Raw genomic sequence first — 3,841 nt, forward strand, 5'->3', positions numbered from 1 at the left:
ATCCGTTCATGGACGATAAACAAGATCAGACAGAAGATGCAGAGGCCACAAGAGAGCAGGATCTGCCAGTCAGAGACCCCCAGGTGAGGAATGCGTTCGAGAACGTACACCACTGACGCCATCAACCCAAAGACCAATACTGCTCCGAAAAGGTCAAAAGGTTCTTTTTCCCTTGGAGTATCAGGGGGAATAACATACCTGGCAAATATCAGAATAAGAAAGGCAATCGGTACATTAATCAGAAATGCCCAGTGCCAGGAGAGGTATTGGGCAAGCAATCCACCGATGGCAGGACCAGCGGCAACCCCTATTGATACCGACATGGATATTGCTCCAAAGGCCATCCCAAACATGTCTTTCGGGAGATATGTCACGCAGAGCAGCGATGCAGTAGCCGCAATCATGGCAGCCCCGATACCCTGAAGAATCCGTGAAGCGAGAAGAATTTCAAAATCAGGGGATATTCCGCATGCAGCAGAACCAAGGGCAAAAACACACAGACCGTAGAGGAAGATAGACCTGATATGCCCTCGTTCAGCAGTTTTTCCAACGATGAGGATGAGTCCTGCAATCATCAGAAGGTAGGTGATGATGACCCAGGAGACCGTCCCGGTATCAGTGCCGAATGACTCTGATATCTGGGGGAGGATGATCGTCACGATTGAGCCATCAAGCCCATCTAAGAACATCCCGATCGCTACAACCGCAAGAAGCAGTTTCTGTTGGAGGTGATTGGAGGTGATTGAGAACATGGGGTAACAGGTTGAACAGAGTCAGGATATATTTGTTTTGTGTGAACTTTTTTTAAACAGGGAGAGATTTCAAACCGTATCAAATTTCATGAGGATGCTCATTTTTTTCCTTGTTCCGGCACATACATCTGCTGACGGGTGATTGGATCCTTCAAGAACAGATTATCAGTTCTCACCAGGAACACACTTCATTTGTTGAGGGAATACTATGCAATAAGTCCCACATTCCAAATAAAGAATACTGAATCAGGTTCCTGCGAAAAATCAACTCATCGTGGAAATAAATACCGCACCCTGAACATCACCAATATCTATAACCGGTATACCGGTGAAAATTGTCACCAAGTCAACAGGTATATCGGTTATACATTATGAACTCGTCAAAAATTCTTGAGATCCATTGTGATCTCTCATAAATAATAAACCAATTCCGATTCATCCATTTTTGAGAATGATATCTGACATGATATGTATCCGGATGACTCACCCCAGGTACTTATTCCCTGTGTTCCTGTTTCCAGAACCCATCCTTCACAAGAATCTCAAACCTCACACCCTTCCCAAATACCCCCGTCTCCCTTACAGTAAGATGGGTAATTGCAAGTATCTCCTGGGCGATGAATAGGCCAAATCCGGTATTTTTCCCAAATCCTTTCCTGAATATTTTTGATTTAGTATCTTCATCAATCCCGATTCCGTTATCTTCATAGATGATCACAAGTTCTGTCCCTATGCCTTCACATGAGACCGCGACATGTGTCGCATGATCCCCATGACGCAGGGTATTTTCAATAAACGTGTAAAACACCTTCTCAAAAAGCGGATCTGCCAGAACCAGAATACCATCCAGTTCCAGGTTTAATATCAACTGATTGCCAGGAATATCCCGGATCGCCTTTTGTACGATTTCCCTGATACTCTGCCACACGGGGTCATGAGTACCGATATTTTCATACACCTGAGTAAACTGAATCTGGTTTTGAATAATCCCAGCGATTGATTTGCATTCCCTGATATATTGACAGATCTTCCCGGGGGGAACCTCCCTCATGGCACGATCAAGAAATCCGGATAGTCCGGTAATCTGGTTCAGGATATCATGCCGGGTGATGCCTGAGAGCATCTTCAATTTAATATTTGCCAGTTCATAGGCCTCTTTTGCTTGCCGAAGTTCAGCAGTACGCTGTCTGACGATCTCCTCCTGATCACGGTTCAGTTGCTTCAGTTCCTCTTCCCGGGCAAGAATGAGTCCGCTCATCCGGTTAAGTTCCCTGGCAATTTGGGAGAATTCATCATCCCCGGATTCGTCGATTCGTGCTGAGTAATCTCCCTCTCCTATCTGTTGCAGACCATTGTTGAGCGTATCAAGACGTCTGAGTATCAACCGGTCAAAGAGCCTGCCAAACACCAGGAATGCAATCAGGGTTACCAGGATGAGAATAACGAGCGTATGCCATGCAGTTTCAAATAATATCTGTCCCGGCATACTGACATCGTACACCACTTTACTGGTCAGGTTACCGGTATAATCAGCTTCCTTTTCCTTCGGTCTGAAATGTGTGTAAACCGTCAGATTTTTGTCGGATAGATATCTGACCTCCCCCTTTTCACAGGCCTGCCGGTAGATATCCGGATCCATCTTCCTACCTTCATGAACCAGAGAGTACTGACTCAGGGTATTGGATGAGAAGAGATCGACATCGAGCACAAAGGGATTCTCCTGTTGGATCCTGGGCAGGAACTCATCCATCAGGAAGGAGTTGAAATCCTGGGATCTGGTCTGGGACAGGGCTTTTCTCAGTTGAACCGAGGTCTCGATGATGTAATTACTTCCCGGCTGACTGTAATAAGCATACTTGGTGATCTCCCCGTTGAGTGCATTGACCGCAGCCCGGTCAAGGGAAATATTCCCGGCGTTCATGAGGTGCTGTAAAAATGATTCAAGCCCGACACGTTTCAGATCAAATCCCATGTCCCCGGGATAGGTCGTTGTAAAAATTACCCCGGTGGTGTTGATCAGGTAGATACCATCCACGTTATTTCGTTCTGCAATGGGTATGAGATCCTCCGGGGTGATCAGGGTTACCGGTTTATGCAGTGCAATAATCTCCTTTGAGATGGTTGGCAGACCACTGCTCATTTCTAAATCAATTGACGGTTCTGCTCCGGCAAGAATGAGGAAAAATGCTTCAGTACGGTCCTGGGTCTCCTGCTGGACACTCTGAATCGTGTTCTCGATCAGTGCAACATTCTGCTGATACGAATAGATTCCGACTCCTATCCCGGCGGAAGCCGTTGAGAGGAGAATGAGAATGAAAAGGAGAACGGTGAGTTTTCTTTTCAGCGTTGTATTGGTTCGGTTCATGAATAAGGGGTTCAGAGGGAATTTGGTTTGATGATACGTGGGGAAGGTGAGAATGAACGGTTAAAACCCGGCTTCCTGAGTAATTCTGATCATAATTAGGGGCTGGCTGGGAAAAAAAGATCGCGAACTGAAGCCGGGTTAACCGAGTAGCAGTTTTCCTAATGGCCATTACGATTCTGATAAATAACTCCTATCACTCTTTATTTAGATATCGTTGCCCACATAAGCAGGAAATACCCTACCTTCATTTCACCATAGAGTACTAGTTTTTCAGAAATTACCAGAAGAGCGGGAACTACACACAGGATAACATCAGATGAGTACAGAAGGATGATACCGGGTACCCGGATCTGAACAAGAGACTGAGAAGATATTTACTCTAAAAGAGTAATATAAGTTACATGCGACAGATACGAAGAAGTGAATTTTACATTACTCTCGCTGGTATCATCGGGGTTCTGATCCTAGCTCTTGGTTTTGGAATAACTACCGGAAATCTTCTTCTCATTGGAATTCTCGTGATATCTGCGATCTTGATCACCTCTATGATATACCGGCAGATCGGAGAAGTGATGACAGATGCACTATCAGATGAGATCAGCGGAAGAGCTGCCAGGACATCTCTCGAACTGACCATCATTGTTACATCACTTGTTTTTGCTGCAGCACTCACCTTTTACTTTTCCGGCGGATGGGGCACGGGAGTTGGATTGAATGACAGTGG

3 protein-coding genes are annotated in these 3,841 nt (G+C 45.5%); 1 reads left to right on the plus strand and 2 read right to left on the minus strand.

Translation table 11 applies throughout. The features are described from left to right. Together LUQ50_RS00565 and LUQ50_RS00570 are read right to left on the minus strand one after the other, a co-directional pair. Positions 1 to 752: MFS transporter (locus LUQ50_RS00565; protein WP_300034585.1), on the minus strand; the 752-nt coding region annotated here is incomplete at its 3' end. Positions 753 to 1,248: 496 nt separating this feature from the next. Next, on the minus strand, positions 1,249 to 3,117 hold the full coding sequence (locus tag LUQ50_RS00570) for a HAMP domain-containing sensor histidine kinase (protein ID WP_300034588.1): 1,869 nt from the start codon (positions 3,115 to 3,117) through the stop codon (positions 1,249 to 1,251). Between the two features lie 401 nt (positions 3,118 to 3,518). On the opposite strand from LUQ50_RS00570, the gene LUQ50_RS00575 reads away from it, so the two are divergent. Beyond that, positions 3,519 to 3,841: DUF2178 domain-containing protein (locus tag LUQ50_RS00575; protein ID WP_300034591.1), on the plus strand; the 323-nt coding region annotated here is incomplete at its 3' end.

It is taken from the genome of Methanospirillum sp., from assembly GCF_028679455.1.
In the GTDB taxonomy this organism is placed as follows: Archaea; Halobacteriota; Methanomicrobia; order Methanomicrobiales; family Methanospirillaceae; genus Methanospirillum.